Below are 18574 nucleotides of genomic sequence, written 5' to 3'. Positions count from 1 at the left end.
TTTACTCTAAACCTTTCATCTAAATGTTCGTTATTTCTACTTTATTCCCTTGAACAAAATCATCTTCATTTTCTAGAGTATATCCATTTATTTTGGATACAAATTCTTTTCCTTACTAATTCTATTACTCGCCAATATCGTATAAATCAAATAAGCAATAAAAATGATAATAAAAATAAGATTAATTTTTAACACAAAATAGTGATTTAACAAATTTGCGAACGCATGAAATAATATACAGTACCCCACTGATTGGGTTTGACGGTAAAGAAGTCCTAAAGCAAAACTTAAAAATAATGTATATATAAAAAATAAAATGAAAGGAAATCCTTGATGACTTTCTCCAACTATAAACCATAAAGGCAGATGCCAAATCCCCCAAATTGATCCTACAATCAAATTAGATTGCCAATAAGTATATTTTTTATCAAGTAATGGTTGTAATATTCCTCTCCATCCTAATTCTTCATGTCCACCACCAAAAAAAATTAGTTGTATAAAGAATAATGGCATCAGATAAATTGATACTCCGTTTAGTTCTAAGGAAGATACAGAGAATAGTATCAAAATTGCCAAGAGGTGAATTATGAAATAAATACTACTATTTTCTTTCTTACTAAATACAAAATGTTTAAATTTTATATTATTCCTTTTCAAATAAAAGCCACTTGCAATAGCTGGTCCAAGTGCACCTACTATATGTAATGTTCTCCCTATAATCGTTTCTAATCCCAAAATATGAAATTGCGTAATTATGGCGAGAAGCCCCCATGTTATATAAGTAATTCCAAATGTAATATAAAGATAATTTTTTAAATTTCTTTTATCAATTTCTGTCATTTTATTGCCCTTATCTTGATTATTTTATGAATAATATTTTTACTGCTTCTTAGTTGCTGTCGATTATAACTACCTATATTCTATCATAAAAACACAAAAAAAGCCTTACAATCAAGGCTTTTCAGTATCCCTTTTGTTAAAAGGTTTTTACGCTTTTTCGAGCAGAGCAACACACTCCACGTGTGCTGAGAGCTTTCTTCTATACTAATAGACGAAAGGGTGTGAAAATGATTTTTAAATGATACTGTGGAACGGAACAGTAGCCCTAGTATTGACTACTGTCGTTTCTATTCATATTGGCTATTCTAGGACTGAGATGAAAAAATCTATAAATGCTCAGAATAAAATTGAACCCGCAAATCTCCCCAAAACAATGGTGAGTCATGTACTTGTATTATTCCGAAAAAATACACCTCTGGTGCAGTGAGACAAATTGGTGTATCTTATAGTGGCTTCGTAGATGAAAGCTATACTCTACTATCACTCTTTGATGATGTAGAACAAATTGAAAAAGATAATAGACTTCAGACAGCTATTGATGTTGTCAGAGAACAGTTTGGTTTTTTAGCCATACAAAAAGGAACCGTCCTAACTGAAGGTTCCAGAAATATTGAACGCAGTAAACTTATCGGTGGTCATTCCGCGGGTGGATTGGAGGGATTAAAATGAAACAAGAAAAAAATACAGTACAATTTTCAGAAATCCGTAGCAAAGGATGTAATGATATTGAAATGCTTGAAAGATTTTTACATGGAATCGTTGAAACAGCAACTTCAAAACTTCGTCAGAGAAAACTCAAAACAACTGAAATATCGATACGACTAGTACATGCTAAATCTGAAAACCGATTACCATTGGAATTTACATTTAGCATTAAGCCAACAAGCTCATCTGTGATAATCTATACTGAGGTAATCAATCGCTTTAAAGAATGTTACACAGGTGGGGGAATTCAAGGTTTTACGATTCAATTTGATAAAAATACCCTTGCCTCTGCATAGAAAGGATTTGATATGATTGACCGTTCATATTTACCATTTCAATCAGCAAGAGAGTACCAGGATACAAAGATGCAAAAATGGATGGGCTTTTTCCTATCTGAACATGCATCAGCACTCTCTGATGATACAAACAAAGTAACGTACATGTCTGACTTATCACTAGAGAAGAAATTATTACTCCTCAGTCAAGTATACGCCGGGCAGCTACGCACACGCATTCAAGTGATTGAAAAAAACAAGCGTGTTTCCTACACTGGAACAATACCAAGTCTGACCAAAGATTTCATTTTGATAAAAACTACAACAGGTCACATCAATTTGAAATTAAAAGACATTATTAGTATTGAACTTGTCGAGGAGGTGCTCTATGAATCAGCTTGAGTTTCAGCGTAATCACCTACAAATGGACTATTATAGCGAGAGCTACCAAGATTTTGAACGTGACTTCTACCGCTACTCTAACATGAATATTCCATTGACCTTCCTAACTGATGATATCCTAAAAACAATGGCGACTTCACGTAAGAATTACTTTGTCCTCAATAAGGAAAAGTCCAGAGATAACCGCGATCACTTCTTCATATTTGAAGTAAGTACCGTAGATGAGAATCCGCTAATCTATCATTATACATATAAGAAAACTACAATATATTTAGCAGAAAAATAGGAGCAGTTCAATTGACTGTTCCTATTTTTAATATTCATAAAATCTAAAGTCTTTATACTCTTTAACAATGGAGTCGCCAACCAGAACAGACTATACTGACCAGCGACTACCTTAAATTTAATGTTTCAGATTTATTTTCTTATCTCTAATTTCATAAACTACATCTGCTACATTTTCGAGTAATCGTTTATCGTGGGTGATAAACACGATAGTTCCGGTGTACTCCTTCATTAGTATTTCCAAAGCCTCTAAACTTGGTATGTCAAGGAAGTTACTGGGTTCATCCATTATTAGGATGTTATATCTACCCATGAGCATTTTAGCAAGCAACAATTTTATAATTTCTCCACCGCTTAAAACAGATAAACTTTTTCCAATATCGTTCTGTTTGAACCCCATAGATGCTAGCACTGAACGAATTTCTGATATATTGTAGTCACAATCCTTCTGCATAAACTCCATAACATTCTGATTACTGTTGTACTTGTAACCATTCTGTGCAAAGTAACCTATTTTTGCCTTAGGCGAAATAGAAATTCCTTCTTCATGGTTTAAGATCATTTGGATTAAAGTTGTTTTTCCGATTCCATTACCACCAGTTAACGCCACTTTTGCTCCTAACGGAATTTGAAAAGATGCATTTTCAAACAGAGCCTTATCCCCAAATACTTTATTAATTTCTGCACCGACTATAGGGTATGGATTATGGAGCTCCAATGCTTTACTTTGCCTGAAACGAATTCTGCGAATGCCTTCCGGAGCTTCTACTTTTCCTAAGGCCGCAATCCTGTGCTCTAGGGTTTTAGCAGCATTATACATCTTTTTTTCCTTACTTCCTATTGATTTTTGATGAGCTAAACGCCCTCCGTCTTCAGTACTTTTTTTCTTTTAAGAACCTTTTGCCTTCTGTTCTATTTTACGAGCCTGTTTTCGCTTTTCCTCCGCAGCCCTTTCCAATCGGGCACGTTCCGCAATAAATTGTTCGTATTCTGCAGCTTGGCTCTTACGTTCTTCCTCTTTCTGACGAAGATAATCAGAATAGTTTCCCCAATACTCAGTGATTTTGCCATCTTTCAGTTCCCATATTTTATCTACTATTTCATCAAGAAAATAGCGGTCATGGCTAATAACTAACAGTGCACCTGTAAAATATTTTAGCTGTCCTATTAGAAAATCAATTCCTTCACGGTCTAAATGGCTCGTAGGTTCATCCGCTAAAATACCATGAACCTGTGCCGATAAGGCCTGTGCTATTTTAAGCCTTGTTTCTTCACCACCGCTCATAGTCTGTATATTTAATTGCTCAACACCTAGCTTGCCTACAAGTGCAAAATCTTTTTCCTCCTGCAGAGTTACTTCGTCCAACTGGGGAATATAGGCAAGTTCACCCAGACGATTCATTTTACATCCTGGGGGAGTTAATTCTCCTAAAAGTACCCTGAGTAGAGTGCTTTTTCCAGCACCATTTGCTCCTACTAAACCAATACGGTCATAATCATATACTTCTAATTCATTTATATCTAAAACATCGCGTCCTTTGAATTCCACACGAATGTCTTTTGCTTTTAATATTAATTCCATAACATTTCCTCCTGTCTATAATCGCATGCTTTCATTTGCTTGTATGCAGGGAAAACCCTGCGATTTTAGCAGGAAGAGTTACATGAAAATAAGATACATAAATATTCCTCCAATATTGTTTATTTTAAATCTAATTTTCTAACCTCAGTTATCATTTGGCAAACTATAGCAATGCCAATAATTAAAATACCTGATAGTAAAAACCAATGATTTACACCGATTTTATCAGCAAAGAATCCAGAAAGAATTAACCCAATTGGCATAGCAAGTGACATGATACTTCCGATCAAAGAAAATACACGTCCTAAATATTCAGGCTTAATTTTCTCCTGAAAAAGAGCTGTTTGCACACCGCTATAAAATGGCACCGAAAGCCCCATTATTGCACAGCAAACTACGAATATTACAAATCCATTTGGAGGAAGTATTCCCGAAACGGCTAAACTGGTCCCCATTATAAAAAATGAACTTGTTATTAGTAATACATGCTTTTCGAAGCCCCCTAATCTTCCTAATAATAAGCCTCCTGCTAGCATCCCAAATGCAAAGGAAATTTCCGTAATAGAAATATGCACAGGCGTTCCATTAAAGTGTTCCATGCTTATTAAAGGAAATAGTGCATTGATTGGCATATAAACAAAAGTATATAGTGTTCCTAAGAGTAATAAGGCAAACAATCCTTTGTTTTGTCTCAGAACCACAACTCCTTCTTTCATCTCCCTTATGAAATTTGGTTCTAAACTTTGCACTTGATTACCCAGCTTAGGTATACGTACAATTGCTACCGTAATAGATGCAATCACAGCACCCAATACGTCGATGGCAATAATAGCATTTAAATCCCAAACGGAGTATAAGAGTGCTGCAACTGCCGGACTAACAATATAGCTTATAGACTGCAAAGACTGACTATAGCCTGCGCATTTCGTTAGCTGTTCTTCTGGTACTAAAAGTGGTGTAACCGCATTGAGTGCTGGGGTATGAAAAGCTGTTCCAATGCTACGGATAAACAATACTATCATAATCATCCAGACAGGTAGCTCCATACAGAATGCAACAATAGCAAGCACTGCACCAGCTGCTGCGATAATTAAATCGGCACCAATCATTATCTTCTTCCTATCATGACGATCCACTAGCACACCAATGGCAGGTCCCAAAATCGCATAGGGTAAAAAACCTACTAATGAAGCCATAGACAAGACCATCGCAGATCCTGTTTTTTCTGTAAGGTAAAAAATAATCGCCATTTGCAGGATGGCACTAGTGATTAATGATACTGCTTGCCCTGCCCATATTGCATAAAATTTTCGTTTCCAATTGTTGTATTTTTCCATTTATATTATCTCCTGCATATTATTTTGCTTGAATTTCTATTTTGAATAGCATTCTAGGCAATAAAAAATGCAGGCCAAACCCCACAATGTGGCTTTTGGTCTGCATACATACAATTTGGAAACATTCATATTAAAGACATAGTTAAATAAAGGTATAGTTAAATAACCAATATCCTCACCGTAACTAATGAATGCTCAATATCGTATAAATAAGCACAACAAAAAAGCCTATCATCGGGTATAGATTCTGCTTTTTTTATTGCCAGCTTATCTTAAACGCATTGAGGCTGTCATAGTTTCGGTTCCTCCTACATCTTTGTTTATATCAATTTATAGTATAACACAACAAGATGATATGTTCAATATAAAAGTTATGGAATGAGACTCATACTTCCAATTCGATGCCAGATTTAAAGGATATGACGAAGTTTTCTTCATAGACTGTAACGCTCTGGATTATCTTCCTTAGTAGCAAGCGATTAGCTTTCACAAAATCTTCTGTTTGTAGTTTTAAAAATTCATCAGGATTTTCTAACTCAACCTCAAAATATTTCATTTTACATTCCCTCATTTCATTTATTGATAAATTGAGTTTGCAAAAAAGAGTGGACAATTTTTGTCTACTCTTAACCTTTAAAATAGTTTTTTTTAATCGATTTGAAGTTGCCTAAATTATTACTTATTCGGTAAAATGAAGTATTGCTTTCAACAGATTTCCTTCAACTACACTTCACTTGATTCAAACAAGGTGGGTACATTTCTATTCCCACAAACTCCTTGTCAATGGAAACAAACACGTACCCACAGGGTAAATGGAAATAGAAACTGATAATTTCTAGCTATCACTTCTACTCATTCCAAAAATTTTCTCACTCTGATACTTACCCACCATAAAGCAAAAAGCCTTGCAATCAAGGCTTTCATTATCCCTTTCGTTCAAAGGTTTCTAAGCTTTTACGAGCAGAGCGACACACTCAGCGGTTCGCTATCTCCGTTCTGTCTGCGTGCTAGCACTTGTCAATCACGGACAGCTATCGCATGGGCGGAAGTAAATGCTAATCTTCGTCGTTTTACTCCTTGACTAGCAAACTTACCGCCTCAACATGGTGCGTCTGTGGAAACAAATCCACCGGCTGGACTTTCTTCAATTCGTATCCCAACTCTTGATATAGTTTGATATCACGCGCCATGGTTGCGACATTACATGAGATATAGGCGATGCGGTCAGCTCCTGTTTGAGCGCTTGCTTTGATAAAGCTTTCGGTCAAGCCCTTGCGTGGTGGGTCGACCAGGATGGCAGTTGGTTGAACGCCTTCCTTGAGCCAATTCTTCATGGCATTTTCAGCTGTGTCACAGACATAGTGGGCATTGGTAATACCGTTCAATTCTGCGTTCTTCTGGCTATTTTCTACTGCTTCTGGGATAACTTCCACCCCGTAGACTTCCTTGACATGCTTAGCGACAGATAATCCAATAGTCCCGATTCCTGAGTAGGCATCGATCACCACATCCTCTTCTCTTAACTCCGCAAAATCAATAGCTGTCTGATAAAGCTTCTCTGCCATTTCGGTATTGACCTGATAAAAGGCTGGTCCAGAAATTTGGAAGCTATTCCCCAACATTTGGTCCGTAATGTAATCTTGACCATAGAGAATCCGCCATTCTTTTCCAAAAATGGCATTAGTATTCTGATCATTGATATTCTGCATAACAGACACAATCTCTGGAAATTGCTTGATGACTTGTTCAATCAACTGTTCAACTCGGAAAATTTTAGGACGAGATGTCACCAAAATAACCATGATCTGACCTGAATGATGGCCACGACGTACAACAAGGTTACGAATCAAGCCAGACTGTTCCTTCTCATCATAGGGTTTTAAATCATAACGACGGAGCAAATCTCGTAAAACTACAATAACTTGGTCTATCACTGGATCTTGGATGTAAAAATCTTCTAGTGGCATCAAATCATGAGAATTCTTACGGAAAAAGCCAGTTTCCAGAACACCATTAACGCGACGAACAGGAACCTGAGCCTTGTTACGATACTTGATAGGATTTTCCATGCCAAGAGTATCTGAAACTTCTACATTCGTGATTCCAGCAATCTTATAAAGACTGTCTTTTACTTGCTTGGTTTTAAACTTGAGTTGCTCTGGATAAGCTAGATGTCCCAAGTCGGCAATGCCTGAACGCAGGTAAGCCAAATCTAAGTCTTGATTACGATGTGGAGATTGTGTAAGATATTCCTCGACTTTACCAAAGCCAATCTTCTTATTGACTTTAAGGACTCGCATAAGGATTTTTTCAGTCGGTAGAGCATTCTCTACAAAAAAGACCAAACCATCTATCTTGGCAACACCTGCTCCTTCATGAGTCAAATCGACAATCTCAACTTCTACAATATCATTTTTCTTTAACATAATTTTCACTTTCTATAAGCCGACAAAAAAAGACGGCAACAATCCTGTTACCATCTATTATACCATGAATTAATCTAAGCACCAAAACTCTTGAAGAAATCAAGGATAGCTTGCCAAATTGAGCTAAGGATGTTTCCACCGTCTTGAATAGCTTTATTGGCATCAAAGTTTAGGTCGATATTGCTGAAACTATCACCTGCTTGTGCAACGATACTTTGTTTCAGATCTTTTAGCGTCTTAGTAAAGTCTTCGTTGTTAAGAATATCGCTCTTAGAAAGATTAAAGGCAAAGTTGATGATGACATTGACTTGGTTGCCTGTAACAACTTGATCCAGTTTGTAGTTCTTCAAAGTGTCTTCAACAATCTTACGAACATCATCTTCTGTAAGTTCACCCTTAGACTCTTTAGCCTTAGCAATAGCAGCCTTGATATCAGCAAGGGCTACGTTCAGTTTATTGGCATCAAAGCCTGATTTGTCCTTGTTTTCATCGTTAATATCTGACAAGGCCTTGAGCTCTTCCTGAGCCAAGTCTTTATTTTCCTGAGGTAATTTTACACCATTTGACTCAAGGGAATAGTAAATACCTGCTAGGGCACTTTCACCAGTAACTGGAATTGGTGCCGCAACGGTGATACGCGCGTGCTCCACACCCAAGGTAACAGCCGCATTACGGTACATATCTTGCGTTACTTTAGTGATATTTTCAGGTGTCTCAATCTTGACCTCAAGGGGAGATTTTTCTCCTAATTTTTGAATTTTTGCTGATGAATAAAGTTGAAGACTTGAATCGTTTGCGACATTCATAATTTTTGAGTAGACATCTGGTGTCATAGTCTTCAAATCTTTAGTATCTTTTGAGGCATCATAGCCAAGTTTTTTAAGTGTTTGATTTTTTTGATCTTCCGTCAATGAAGAACCCAAGACGTACTCAGGTTGTACATAGGTTTCATCAATTACTTTTTGAACATCAGTAGCTGCCTGGGCGCTTTGCAGTGTTGCAACTGCTAAAAGTACTGCAGCACTAGTTAGAAAGAATTTCTTTCGCATGAGACGTTCCTCCTTTTCCACTCTAGCATATTAAAGTATCCTTAAAGAAAACTTATAAAAGAGGCTGGGACAAAAGTCCTAGCCTCTCAATTGTCTTTAGATTGTCGAGCAAGACGCAGTGGTTGAGTGGGCTCTACTACGCTGATTTCATCAGCTTTTACAGCCCTACTCAACTGTGCGGAGGTGGGACAACGAAATCGAATTCTAACGAATTAACGATTTCTGTCCCACTCTCTTAAAATAGATTAAAAATTTTCATAATATAGAGATTTAGCTGAACCTGTCTAGAGTAATAATAGTTTCCACCATCCACATAAAGTTCTCCACCCTGAAAAATAGAAATGGGATTGATGTAGCGATAGGTTTTCCCTGTTGTATTTCCTAATATAGGCGCAACTGTATCTCTGGAGTATTGCTTAGCTAGTACAAGAGTATTCTTTTTCCCATTCTGGGCGATAAAATCGATATAAGCAGGTCCAAAGTTATAAGCTTGAATGGCTGTCCAGACATCTACTCCTTTTTCTTGAGCTAGATAGAGATTTTCTGTCAAGGTTTGAACCCCTTGCCGAATACTACTTGCATTATCGTTTATGGTATCAGTAGAGCCACTAGCAGATTCACTTGACTGCATCACGTCCCCTTCTTTACCCTTAGTTTCTGTATAAATCATGGCGAGCACAAGCTCTTCGTTTGCTGGAGTATCTCCTTCATTCAAGATTTCGCGAACCATGGGTTGGTAGGTCATGACTTGTTTGACATCCTGACGAATCAGATAAGCTTTATATCCAGCGAAAAGGAAGACTGCTAGTACCAGCATTCTTCGTATAAATTTAAACATTATTTATTTTGTATATCCTCGATGTTTTTGATTAAGATAGAATAGGTTCCATTATCGTTTTGAATGAACTCAACTGATTCCGCATCTTGATAGACATTGTTTGGTACGATAAGTTCAATTCCGTTTGACAAGGATAGTTTCTGATTCTCAAATCTCTTTAACTGACGACTGGCATCAATCTCATCAAACTGTACTGGCTCTGGTACTGCTTCTTTAACCTGGTCAATGAAGCTAAGTCGAGCAGTAAGATTATTGTCAAAAAGATCATTGGCTAATTTTTCTGGAGAAAGCTCATTATTCTCTTCAAGATTATTGAAAATTGCTGATTTAACTTTAGATTGAAATTGAAAATCATCTGTGTTAAAGGTTTCGGCAATCTTTTGAGCCGTTTTTTCTAGTTCCTTAATAGATTTCTTAGGTGAAATCTTTGGTTGTGCTTGGATAAGATTCTCAGAAAAATAGTTTAAAAAGGCTCCATTATACTTGATGCGTTTTTCAATCAAGTGATACTTGCGACTTTGAAGATTAACAACTAGGGCTTCATCCGCTCCAGTTCCAAACCCAGGTAAGTTATTTTGAGTCAGTTTGATTGGATTGTCAACCTCGCCACCCAGGTGTGTCAAGGTTTCACGCAATGCAATTCGTAGAAAGGCAAAGTGGTTTACTCCCTCTTTTGAAAACTGGACAAAAACCAAGTCATTAGTCTTTTGGTTTTCAGATACAGAGAATTCCTCTTTCCAGAGATTAGCAATTGTCACAGATGTTTCCATTAAATCTTCTTTGATGTGATTGAAAAAAGGATTATCCTCTTCAAAAATACCAGTTTTAGCATCATCCGAATACACACGCTCCACTTTTTTACGCAAGTATTCCTCGATTTTAGGAGTGATATTGAGAAACTTATCCGCCAAGAACAACTCTGTGTCATCAGGGCTGAACTGATGGATAATGGCTTTCTTAATATAAATATCCATAAAATATTAGTCCTCATATAATGGGAAGGCATCTGTCAAAGATTTGACTGCGCTTCTCACTTCTTCTAAGACAGCTTCGTTTTCTGCATTCTTAAGGGCTTTAATAATAAGTTCAGCAACTTGACGGCTTTCTTTTTCACCAAAACCACGAGCAGTAATTGCTGCCGCTCCGATACGAATACCACTTGTCTTGAATGGTGACAATGTTTCGTAAGGGATTGAGTTTTTATTAAGGGTAATGTTGACCTCATCCAATAAGTTTTGGGCTACTTTTCCACTTTCTACAACCTTGATTACATCAACAAGGAAGAGGTGGTTTTCAGTACCACCAGAGATAATCCGGAAATCAGAATCTTGCAAGAAGACATCTGCCATGGCCTTGCTGTTCTTGATAACATTAGCAGCATATTCTTTAAAGGCTGGATCCAATACTTCTTTAAAGGCTACAGCCTTAGCAGCAACAACATGCTCTAATGGTCCACCTTGGATACCTGGGAAAATAGCGGAATTAATTTTCTTAGCAAGATCTTCGTCGTTTGTCAAAATCAACCCACCACGTGGTCCACGAAGAGTTTTGTGAGTCGTTGTCGTTGTGATATGTGCGTATGGAACTGGATTTGGGTGAAGACCAGCTGCAACCAAGCCAGCAATGTGGGCCATGTCGACCATGAGTTTTGCGCCTACAGCATCCGCAATTTCACGGAATTTAGAGAAATCAATAATGTGAGAATAGGCTGAGGCACCAGCAACGATAAGTTTTGGTTGCACTTCTTGAGCTTGTTTCAAGATGGCATCAAAGTCCAATAGCTCTGTCTCCGGATCAACGCTATATGAAACGAAGTTATAGGTTTGACCTGAGAAGCTGACAGAAGCTCCGTGAGTCAAGTGTCCACCCGCAGCTAAATCCATCCCCATAACCGTATCACCTGGTTCGATCAAGGCCATGTATGCTGCACAGTTAGCTTGACTTCCTGAGTGAGGTTGGACATTGGCAAATTTAGCACCAAAGATTTCTTTCGCACGTTCAATAGCTAGACTTTCGATAACATCCACTACATCAGTACCACCATAGTAACGACGTCCCGGATAACCTTCAGCGTATTTATTGGTTAAGATTGACCCTTGAGCTGCCATAACAGCCTTAGATACAACGTTCTCCGAAGCGATTAATTCAATATTATTTTGTTGGCGTTCCTCTTCTTTGGCAATAGCATTCCAAAGATCAGCATCATAAGCTTTAAAATCTTCTTTGTCAAAAATCATAGTTTTTCTCCTTTAATTAACTTAATAAATCGTTTCTGCACTTTATCACAAGTATAACCAACTCTCTCATAAAATGCATGCGCACCAAGACGATGGTCTGCAGAGTTTAATCGAATAAACTCACAACCCCGTCTTTTCGCTTCTTTCTCCAACCCTTCAAGTAAATCTCTACCAAAACCTCTACCCTGGCTTTGTGGCAACACTGCCAAGGCTAAGATATTGAATCCTGCTTTAGAATAAAGAGACTCATAAACCTCTGCGTGAATATAACCAACTAGTTCGTGACTAGTATCATCCTCATAACCAAGTAGGTAATGATGTGAGTCTTGGGATAATTTGGTTAGTTGACTAGCCGTTTCCTCAGGGCTAAAATCATAACCTAAAGCATCTTTGTTAATCTCATGAATCGATGCAACATCTGTTGCTTTCAAAGCACGTAGCATATCATACCTCCTCAAAAGGAATTTCAGGTATCTTGGCAAGGATATCTTCTCGAGTTATCGAACCTTGGCGTAGAATTCTAGCCTTACAAGCAGTCAAATCTAAAATAGTCGAATCTTGACCTGTTAAAAATGCATCATCTTCTATTCCCAAAACCTCTTGTCCAAAGTCTTTTAAAATTTCTTTAAAGCTAACACCGCTTGTATGTCCTGAAATATTTGCAGACGGGCCAATTAAGGGACCAAACTCACGAATCAATTCTAGAGTGACGGGATGACTGGGCATACGAAATCCAATAGTCGTCAAGTCTGAATTGACCCAGTAAGGGACCTTGTCATTAGCTTCTAGGATAATGGTCAATGGACCAGGAAGAAAACCATCAACAAGTTTTTGTAAATAAGGTGGCTGATTCTTAGAAAAGTTCAAGATATCGTCTAGATGAGCGACATTGAGATTAAGTGCCTTGTCTCTTGGACGACGTTTAAGCTGGTAGACATGATCAACAGCTTTTTTATCTAGCGCTTTTGCAAAGAGACCATAAACTGTTTCGGTCGGCAAAACTACAGCTCCACCTTTTTCCAACTCTTGCTTAATTTTCTCCATCATCAATGACTACCATCCTATCTTGGCCAAATTGGTCTTTAAGGGTTCGAACTCGCTTCTCGGGAAGATTTTCCATAAAGAGAGCGGGCACATTTTGACCTTGTTTGTAGCCAATTTCAAGATAAATCTTACCACCATCATTTAGATAGTCCTTGGAGTCTTCCGCTATTCTACGGTAGATAGCTAGGCCATCCTCGTCAGCAAAAAGTGCCAAATGTGGTTCTGAATGCAAAACATTCAAGCCGACTTCTACCTCATCTGCTCGAGAAATGTATGGTGGATTGGATACAATTATATCATATTTTGAAGAAATTTCAGAGAAACAGTCAGTTCTGATAAATGTGAGATCTAGATCTTGGCTCTTGGCATTCTCTGTTGCAAGCTCTAATGCATCCTGTGAAATATCCGCAGCTGTAACCGACCAATCTGGCCTATTTTTAGCTAAAGCAAGGGCAATGGCTCCGCTTCCTGTTCCGATATCTAGTACGTTAAGATTTTTCTCAGGATTTTCAGTCAAAATGAGTTCCACTAACTCTTCTGTCTCTGGGCGAGGAATCAAGACTCGCTCATCAACCTTTAACTGCATCCCAAAGAATTCTGCATGCCCAATTATGTACTGGGCAGGTATATGTGCTGCTAATTTCTTGAAAATTTCTTCCACAAATTGCTTCTCTTCCTCTGTTACTTCTTGCTGGAGGGCAAAGACGAAGTCTGTAAAAGATAGATTTTTTAAGCTACGATAGACAAAGGAGAGGCTTTCTGCTTCCTCTCCTTGTACTATCAACTTTTCCTCAAAATCTTTAAAAATTTGAGCTAATTTCATTATTTGTTTAATTCTTCCAATTTTTGTGTTTGGTCATAAAGAACCAAGGCATCTACAACTTCATCCAATTTACCTGCTAGAATTGTATCAAGTTTTTGTAGAGTCAAGCCGATACGGTGGTCTGTTACACGGTTTTGTGGGAAGTTATAAGTACGAATACGCTCTGAACGATCACCAGTACCGATAGTAGACTTACGTTCAGCATCTTGTTCATCTTGAGCAATCTGAGCAAAGTGGTCAGCAACACGCGCACGAATAATCTTCATAGCCTTCTCACGGTTTTTCTGCTGGGTACGTTCTTCCTGCATCTCCACCTTGATATTGGTTGGTAAGTGGACGATACGAACGGCAGTCGCAACCTTATTGACGTTCTGTCCACCAGCACCAGATGCGTGGTAGATATCCACACGAAGGTCTTTTGGATCAATATCGTACTCTACTTCTTCCACTTCAGGCATGACGAGGACAGTTGCTGTCGAGGTATGAACACGCCCTTGACTTTCTGTCACAGGCACACGTTGAACACGATGGGCACCAGACTCATACTTAAGCTTAGAGTATACAGACTGACCTGATACCATAGCAACCACTTCTTTGAAACCACCGACACCGTTCATTGAGGCTTCCATGACTTCAAAGCGCCAGCCTTGGGCTTCAGCATACTTTTGGTACATTGTTAGAAGGTCACCAGCAAAAAGTGCTGCCTCATCTCCACCAGCAGCTCCACGGATTTCAAGGATGATGTTCTTATCATCGTTTGGATCTTTTGGAAGAAGCAAGATTTTCAATTTTTCTTCGTACTCTTCTTTTTCTGCCTTAGCATCCTTGAGTTCTTGCTTGGCCATTTCTTCCAAGTCGGCATCTCCGCCAGACTCTTTAATCATTTCTTCAGCATCAACGATGTTTTGGAGGACTTGTTTGTATTCACGGTAGGCAGTTACGGTATCACGAGTAGAAGCTTCCTCTTTTGAAAGCTCCATAAAACGCTTGGTATCAGAGACCACATCAGGGTCGCTCAGCAATTCTCCTAATTCTTCATAACGGTCTTCTACAGCTTGTAGTTGATCATAGATATTCATTCTTATTGATTCTCCTTATTGATTTCAGGGGCAAAATAATGTTTACGGCAAACCGAGATATAGGTTTCATTACCACCTATCTGGATTTGTTCACCATCGTAGACTGGCAGACCGTCCTGCGTGCGCAACACCATGGTCGCCTTTTTCTTACAATACTGACAAATGGTTTTGATCTCATCAATTTTATCTGCTAATAACAATAGATGTTTAGATCCTTCGAACAGCTCATTGCGAAAGTCATTCTTCAAACCGAATGCCATAACAGGTATGTCTAACTCATCGACAACACGCGCTAGGTCGTAAACATGATGACGCTTCAGAAACTGGGCTTCATCGACCAAAACACAGTAGGGTTTTTCAGGTAAGTCTCGAATCAAACCAAAAATATCCGTAGTATCATCGATAGCAATGGCTGGTCGCTTCATGCCAATCCGACTCGACACATAGCCTATACCGTCTCTTGTATCCAGAGCCGAAGTCATGATCACAACTCCCTTTCCTTGCTCCTCATAGTTATAGGCTACCTTGAGAATCTCGATGGTCTTTCCTGAATTCATGGTCCCATAACGATAATACAACTGTGCCATGTTTCTATTTCACGTCCATTTCTAATTTTCTGCTACATTCTAGTATATCATATTTTCCAAAAGCTTTAAACGGCAAAATGTGGTAAAATAGAAGAAATCAAAAACTAGTGGAGGAAGCTATTATGCCATTTGTACGCATCGATTTATTTGAAGGTCGCACGCTCGAGCAAAAGAAAGCCCTAGCAAAGGAAGTAACCGAAGCTGTGGTTCGTAACACTGGTGCACCACAATCTGCTGTTCATGTCATCATCAATGATATGCCTGAAGGAACTTACTTCCCACAAGGGGAAATGCGCACTAAGTAAAGCTTAAGCGATCTGCTTAGGCTTTTCTTTATAAGTGGCATTCGTTGAATAAAAAACTTTATTTTGTTACAATTTTAAGAGATATTAGTAAATAAAAGGCTTAGATTTTTAAAAAGGAATTAACATGATTACACGTGAATTTGATACCATTGCTGCAATCTCGACTCCGCTTGGTGAAGGAGCCATTGGTATTGTCCGCTTGAGCGGAACAGACAGTTTTGCCATTGCGCAAAAGATTTTTAAAGGCAAAGACTTGAGTAAGGTTGCTAGCCACACACTGAACTACGGCCACATTATTGACCCTTTGACTGGTAAGGTTATGGACGAGGTCATGGTTGGGGCTATGAAGTCTCCGAAGACCTTTACTCGTGAGGATATTATCGAGATTAACACTCACGGTGGAATCGCCGTAACCAATGAAATCCTGCAATTGGCTATCCGTGAAGGTGCTCGCATGGCAGAACCTGGAGAATTTACCAAGCGTGCCTTCCTCAATGGTCGTGTGGACTTGACTCAGGCTGAAGCTGTTATGGATATCATTCGCGCTAAGACTGACAAGGCTATGAATATAGCAGTCAAACAACTTGATGGATCCCTGTCTGACCTCATTAACAATACTCGTCAGGAAATTCTCAATACTTTGGCTCAGGTTGAGGTTAATATTGATTACCCTGAGTATGACGATGTAGAAGAAGCCACTACTGCTGTTGTCCGCGAAAAAACTATGGAGTTTGAACAACTCTTGACCAATCTCCTAAAGACAGCACGTCGTGGGAAAATCCTCCGCGAAGGAATTGCCACGGCCATCATTGGTCGTCCTAACGTTGGGAAATCAAGTCTACTTAATAACCTCCTGCGCGAAGATAAAGCCATTGTAACGGATATTGCAGGGACTACTCGAGACGTCATCGAAGAATACGTCAATATCAACGGTGTTCCACTGAAGTTGATTGATACTGCTGGTATCCGAGAAACGGATGATGTCGTGGAACAGATCGGGGTTGAACGCTCCAAAAAAGCCCTCAAGGAAGCTGACTTAGTTCTACTAGTACTAAATGCTAGTGAACCTCTGACTACCCAAGACCGCCAACTTCTTGAAATTAGTCAAGATACTAATCGAATCATCCTACTTAATAAAACTGACCTGCCAGAAGCGATTGAAACTTCTGAACTTCCAGATGATGTCATCCGTATTTCAGTCCTTAAAAATCAAAACATTGATAAGATTGAAGAGCGCATCAATAACCTCTTCTTTGAAAATGCTGGCTTGGTCGAACAAGATGCTACCTATCTATCCAACGCCCGTCATATTTCATTAATCGAAAAGGCTGTTGAAAGCTTACAAGCAGTTAACGAAGGTCTTGAACTGGGCATGCCAGTTGATCTGCTTCAAGTTGATTTAACTCGAACCTGGGAAATCCTCGGAGAAATTACAGGTGATGCAGCGCCAGATGAACTTATTACTCAATTGTTTAGCCAATTCTGTTTAGGTAAATAAAAAATTATAAAAAGGAGTCACGATGAAATACCCTACATTACTAGAGCGTTTTTTAACTTATGTTAAGGTTAACACACGTTCAGACGAAAATTCTACTACTACACCAAGCACTCAGAGTCAAGTAGACTTTGCTACTAATGTCCTCATCCCAGAAATGAAACGTGTCGGTTTGCAAAATGTCTATTATTTGCCAAACGGTTTTGCTATCGGTACACTTCCAGCTAACGATCCAAGTTTAACTCGTAAGATTGGTTTTATCTCCCACATGGATACGGCTGATTTTAATGCTGAAGGTGTTAACCCGCAAGTTATTGAAAACTACGATGGGGGAGTTATCGAACTTGGGAATTCTGGTTTCAAACTTGATCCTGCAGATTTCAAGAGCTTAGAGAAATATCATGGCCAAACATTGATTACTACTGATGGAACTACCCTTCTCGGTGCCGATGATAAATCAGGTATTGCCGAAATCATGACAGCTATCGAATACTTGACTGCTCATCCTGAAATTAAGCACTGCGAAATTCGTGTCGGCTTTGGACCTGATGAAGAGATTGGTGTTGGTGCCAATAAATTTGATGCAGAAGACTTCGATGTCGACTTTGCTTATACAGTTGACGGCGGACCTCTTGGTGAACTTCAGTATGAAACCTTCTCCGCGGCAGGTGCAGAACTTCACTTCCAAGGTCGTAATGTACACCCTGGAACAGCTAAGGGACAAATGGTTAACGCTCTTCAGTTGGCAATTGACTTCCACAACCAACTCCCAGCTGGTGACCGTCCTGAGTTGACTGAGGGCTATCAAGGTTTCTACCATCTCATGGATGTATCTGGTAGTGTTGAGGAAGCGCGTGCTAGCTATATCATTCGTGACTTCGAAAAAGAAACCTTTGAAGCGCGTAAAGCTGCTATGCAAGCTATCGCTGATAAGATGAACCAAGAACTTGGTAGCAATCGTGTAACCTTGACTTTGACAGACCAGTATTACAACATGAAAGAAGTCATCGAAAAGGATATGACTCCAGTCACCATCGCTAAATCAGTAATGGAAAGTCTTGATATTACACCAATTATCGAGCCTATCCGTGGAGGAACAGATGGTTCTAAGATTTCCTTTATGGGAATTCCAACGCCGAATATCTTCGCTGGCGGTGAAAACATGCATGGCCGTTTTGAATACGTTAGCCTTCAAACCATGGAACGTGCAGTTGATACTATTATTGGAATTGTAGCTTATAAAGACTAAAAAAGAAGTAGCAATG

The 18574-nt window shown here is 38.8% G+C and carries 20 protein-coding genes and 1 pseudogene; 7 read left to right on the top strand and 14 right to left on the bottom strand.

Translation table 11 applies throughout. The features are described 5' to 3' along the window. Nucleotides 1-87: 87 nt before the first annotated feature. Nucleotides 88-840, bottom strand: coding sequence for a CPBP family intramembrane glutamic endopeptidase (locus tag ACXYSM_RS03395; RefSeq protein WP_458634357.1), 753 nt, complete (start codon nt 838-840; stop codon nt 88-90). Nucleotides 841-1263: 423 nt separating this feature from the next. Between ACXYSM_RS03395 and ACXYSM_RS03390 the strand changes: the two genes are divergently transcribed. Genes ACXYSM_RS03390 through ACXYSM_RS03375 form a run of 4 tightly spaced genes read left to right on the top strand, consistent with a single transcriptional unit; the run spans nt 1264 to nt 2508 of the window. Beyond that, nucleotides 1264-1509 (top strand): hypothetical protein, encoded by a 246-nt coding sequence (locus tag ACXYSM_RS03390; RefSeq protein WP_001813542.1) that lies wholly within the window; start codon nt 1264-1266, stop codon nt 1507-1509. Beyond that, a complete protein-coding gene (locus ACXYSM_RS03385) occupies nt 1506-1841 on the top strand; it encodes a DinB/UmuC family translesion DNA polymerase (protein ID WP_000806926.1) in 336 nt (111 codons plus the stop codon). The genes ACXYSM_RS03390 and ACXYSM_RS03385 overlap by 4 nt, the downstream gene beginning before the upstream one ends. A gap of 12 nt (nt 1842-1853) precedes the next feature. Next, nucleotides 1854-2222: a hypothetical protein gene (locus ACXYSM_RS03380; RefSeq protein ID WP_000567222.1), complete on the top strand. Its 369-nt coding sequence runs from the start codon at nt 1854-1856 to the stop codon at nt 2220-2222. Then, entirely contained in the window at nt 2209-2508 is a 300-nt protein-coding gene (locus ACXYSM_RS03375) for a DUF5960 family protein (RefSeq protein WP_001072467.1), read from the top strand. Before ACXYSM_RS03380 ends, ACXYSM_RS03375 begins: the two co-directional genes overlap by 14 nt. Before the next feature lie 117 nt (nt 2509-2625). Here the strand turns inward: ACXYSM_RS03375 and msr(D) are convergent. The 13 genes and pseudogenes from msr(D) to ACXYSM_RS03310 all read right to left on the bottom strand — a co-directional run bounded on the left by msr(D) (nt 2626) and on the right by ACXYSM_RS03310 (nt 15509). Continuing rightward, a pseudogene (msr(D), locus tag ACXYSM_RS03370) lies at nt 2626-4089 on the bottom strand (ABC-F type ribosomal protection protein Msr(D)). A gap of 119 nt (nt 4090-4208) precedes the next feature. After that, nucleotides 4209-5426, bottom strand: a complete 1218-nt coding sequence (gene mef(A), locus ACXYSM_RS03365) for a macrolide efflux MFS transporter Mef(A) (RefSeq protein WP_000417519.1) — start codon at nt 5424-5426, stop codon at nt 4209-4211. Nucleotides 5427-5811: 385 nt separating this feature from the next. Further along, complete coding sequence (locus ACXYSM_RS03360; protein WP_000873143.1) at nt 5812-5982, bottom strand: hypothetical protein; 171 nt, start codon at nt 5980-5982, stop codon at nt 5812-5814. Between the two features lie 514 nt (nt 5983-6496). Further along, entirely contained in the window at nt 6497-7852 is a 1356-nt protein-coding gene (gene rlmD / locus ACXYSM_RS03355) for a 23S rRNA (uracil(1939)-C(5))-methyltransferase RlmD (protein ID WP_458634356.1), read from the bottom strand. A gap of 74 nt (nt 7853-7926) precedes the next feature. Continuing rightward, entirely contained in the window at nt 7927-8901 is a 975-nt protein-coding gene (locus tag ACXYSM_RS03350; RefSeq protein WP_235084109.1) for a DUF1002 domain-containing protein, read from the bottom strand. A gap of 235 nt (nt 8902-9136) precedes the next feature. Continuing rightward, nucleotides 9137-9739, bottom strand: a complete 603-nt coding sequence (locus ACXYSM_RS03345; protein ID WP_250307165.1) for a lysozyme family protein — start codon at nt 9737-9739, stop codon at nt 9137-9139. Then, nucleotides 9739-10713 carry a nucleoid-associated protein gene (locus ACXYSM_RS03340; protein WP_414271665.1) on the bottom strand — a complete coding sequence of 325 codons (975 nt, stop codon included), beginning with the start codon at nt 10711-10713 and terminating at the stop codon, nt 9739-9741. Before ACXYSM_RS03340 ends, ACXYSM_RS03345 begins: the two co-directional genes overlap by 1 nt. Nucleotides 10714-10719: 6 nt before the next feature. Further along, nucleotides 10720-11976: a serine hydroxymethyltransferase gene (gene glyA / locus ACXYSM_RS03335; RefSeq protein ID WP_458634355.1), complete on the bottom strand. Its 1257-nt coding sequence runs from the start codon at nt 11974-11976 to the stop codon at nt 10720-10722. Continuing rightward, nucleotides 11973-12419, bottom strand: coding sequence for a GNAT family N-acetyltransferase (locus tag ACXYSM_RS03330; protein ID WP_458634354.1), 447 nt, complete (start codon nt 12417-12419; stop codon nt 11973-11975). The genes glyA and ACXYSM_RS03330 overlap by 4 nt, the downstream gene beginning before the upstream one ends. Before the next feature lies 1 nt (nt 12420). Next, nucleotides 12421-13023 carry an L-threonylcarbamoyladenylate synthase gene (locus tag ACXYSM_RS03325; RefSeq protein WP_458634353.1) on the bottom strand — a complete coding sequence of 201 codons (603 nt, stop codon included), beginning with the start codon at nt 13021-13023 and terminating at the stop codon, nt 12421-12423. After that, nucleotides 13007-13843 carry a peptide chain release factor N(5)-glutamine methyltransferase gene (gene prmC / locus ACXYSM_RS03320; RefSeq protein WP_458634352.1) on the bottom strand — a complete coding sequence of 279 codons (837 nt, stop codon included), beginning with the start codon at nt 13841-13843 and terminating at the stop codon, nt 13007-13009. The genes ACXYSM_RS03325 and prmC overlap by 17 nt, the downstream gene beginning before the upstream one ends. Continuing rightward, nucleotides 13843-14922, bottom strand: a complete 1080-nt coding sequence (gene prfA / locus ACXYSM_RS03315; RefSeq protein ID WP_006148466.1) for a peptide chain release factor 1 — start codon at nt 14920-14922, stop codon at nt 13843-13845. Before prfA ends, prmC begins: the two co-directional genes overlap by 1 nt. Nucleotides 14923-14924: 2 nt before the next feature. Beyond that, nucleotides 14925-15509 (bottom strand): thymidine kinase, encoded by a 585-nt coding sequence (locus tag ACXYSM_RS03310; RefSeq protein ID WP_458634351.1) that lies wholly within the window; start codon nt 15507-15509, stop codon nt 14925-14927. Between the two features lie 122 nt (nt 15510-15631). Between ACXYSM_RS03310 and ACXYSM_RS03305 the strand changes: the two genes are divergently transcribed. The 3 genes from ACXYSM_RS03305 (at nt 15632) to pepT (ending at nt 18558) form a co-directional block, all read left to right on the top strand. Next, nucleotides 15632-15814, top strand: coding sequence for a 4-oxalocrotonate tautomerase (locus tag ACXYSM_RS03305; RefSeq protein WP_001117401.1), 183 nt, complete (start codon nt 15632-15634; stop codon nt 15812-15814). A 124-nt stretch (nt 15815-15938) separates the two neighbouring features. Continuing rightward, a complete protein-coding gene (gene mnmE / locus ACXYSM_RS03300; RefSeq protein ID WP_458634350.1) occupies nt 15939-17312 on the top strand; it encodes a tRNA uridine-5-carboxymethylaminomethyl(34) synthesis GTPase MnmE in 1374 nt (457 codons plus the stop codon). A 22-nt stretch (nt 17313-17334) separates the two neighbouring features. Beyond that, on the top strand, nt 17335-18558 hold the full coding sequence (pepT, locus tag ACXYSM_RS03295) for a peptidase T (RefSeq protein WP_458634349.1): 1224 nt from the start codon (nt 17335-17337) through the stop codon (nt 18556-18558). Nucleotides 18559-18574 lie beyond the last annotated feature (16 nt).

The sequence above is a fragment of the Streptococcus sp. V940 genome (assembly GCF_054353495.1).
Note: the sequence above shows the minus strand (reverse complement) of the source record. Positions and strands in the feature narration are given on the sequence as shown.

Coding starts and splice junctions, on each gene's coding strand:
- ACXYSM_RS03395 (WP_458634357.1), bottom strand. CDS start 840: ATGACAGAAATTGATAAAAGAAATTTAAAAAATTATCTTTATATTACA.
- ACXYSM_RS03385 (WP_000806926.1), top strand. CDS start 1,506: ATGAAACAAGAAAAAAATACAGTACAATTTTCAGAAATCCGTAGCAAA.
- ACXYSM_RS03380 (WP_000567222.1), top strand. CDS start 1,854: ATGATTGACCGTTCATATTTACCATTTCAATCAGCAAGAGAGTACCAG.
- ACXYSM_RS03375 (WP_001072467.1), top strand. CDS start 2,209: ATGAATCAGCTTGAGTTTCAGCGTAATCACCTACAAATGGACTATTAT.
- ACXYSM_RS03360 (WP_000873143.1), bottom strand. CDS start 5,982: ATGAAATATTTTGAGGTTGAGTTAGAAAATCCTGATGAATTTTTAAAA.
- rlmD (WP_458634356.1), bottom strand. CDS start 7,852: ATGTTAAAGAAAAATGATATTGTAGAAGTTGAGATTGTCGATTTGACT.
- ACXYSM_RS03350 (WP_235084109.1), bottom strand. CDS start 8,901: ATGCGAAAGAAATTCTTTCTAACTAGTGCTGCAGTACTTTTAGCAGTT.
- ACXYSM_RS03345 (WP_250307165.1), bottom strand. CDS start 9,739: ATGTTTAAATTTATACGAAGAATGCTGGTACTAGCAGTCTTCCTTTTC.
- ACXYSM_RS03340 (WP_414271665.1), bottom strand. CDS start 10,713: ATGGATATTTATATTAAGAAAGCCATTATCCATCAGTTCAGCCCTGAT.
- glyA (WP_458634355.1), bottom strand. CDS start 11,976: ATGATTTTTGACAAAGAAGATTTTAAAGCTTATGATGCTGATCTTTGG.
- ACXYSM_RS03330 (WP_458634354.1), bottom strand. CDS start 12,419: ATGCTACGTGCTTTGAAAGCAACAGATGTTGCATCGATTCATGAGATT.
- ACXYSM_RS03325 (WP_458634353.1), bottom strand. CDS start 13,023: ATGATGGAGAAAATTAAGCAAGAGTTGGAAAAAGGTGGAGCTGTAGTT.
- prmC (WP_458634352.1), bottom strand. CDS start 13,843: ATGAAATTAGCTCAAATTTTTAAAGATTTTGAGGAAAAGTTGATAGTA.
- prfA (WP_006148466.1), bottom strand. CDS start 14,922: ATGAATATCTATGATCAACTACAAGCTGTAGAAGACCGTTATGAAGAA.
- ACXYSM_RS03310 (WP_458634351.1), bottom strand. CDS start 15,509: ATGGCACAGTTGTATTATCGTTATGGGACCATGAATTCAGGAAAGACC.
- ACXYSM_RS03305 (WP_001117401.1), top strand. CDS start 15,632: ATGCCATTTGTACGCATCGATTTATTTGAAGGTCGCACGCTCGAGCAA.
- mnmE (WP_458634350.1), top strand. CDS start 15,939: ATGATTACACGTGAATTTGATACCATTGCTGCAATCTCGACTCCGCTT.
- pepT (WP_458634349.1), top strand. CDS start 17,335: ATGAAATACCCTACATTACTAGAGCGTTTTTTAACTTATGTTAAGGTT.